This window comes from Parazoarcus communis SWub3 = DSM 12120, from assembly GCF_003226565.1.
In the GTDB taxonomy this organism is placed as follows: Bacteria; Pseudomonadota; Gammaproteobacteria; order Burkholderiales; family Rhodocyclaceae; genus Parazoarcus; species Parazoarcus communis.
This window is the reverse complement of sequence record NZ_QKOE01000218.1, coordinates 1-244: the sequence shown is the minus strand read 5'-3', so window position 1 is coordinate 244 and position 244 is coordinate 1. Positions and strand designations below refer to the sequence as shown.

Annotated in this window: 1 protein-coding gene; it reads right to left on the bottom strand. The window is 59.0% G+C overall.

Annotated features, from left to right (window positions below):
* On the bottom strand, nt 1–182 hold a 182-nt coding region (locus DNK49_RS25325), incomplete at its 3' end, for a hypothetical protein (protein WP_207807128.1).
* Nucleotides 183–244: the final 62 nt, after the last annotated feature.

Below are 244 nucleotides of genomic sequence, written 5' to 3'. Positions count from 1 at the left end.
TCGATCACGCTTCTCCGACCCAATCCGTCATACACAAAATGACTGCTGCGCCCATGGCTGCTCTTGTGACTCACTCCGATGAGCCGGTTCTCCGCGTCCCACTGATATACCCGCCTGGGATCTTCCAGACGATTGCCGCTGGCGTCGTACACATAGCCCGTCTGCGCAATCCGAATGGTCACATACTGCGCGAAGACCTGCTAGCCTCCCGCCACCCCGATGTGCTATACGTTGTCCGCCGCGT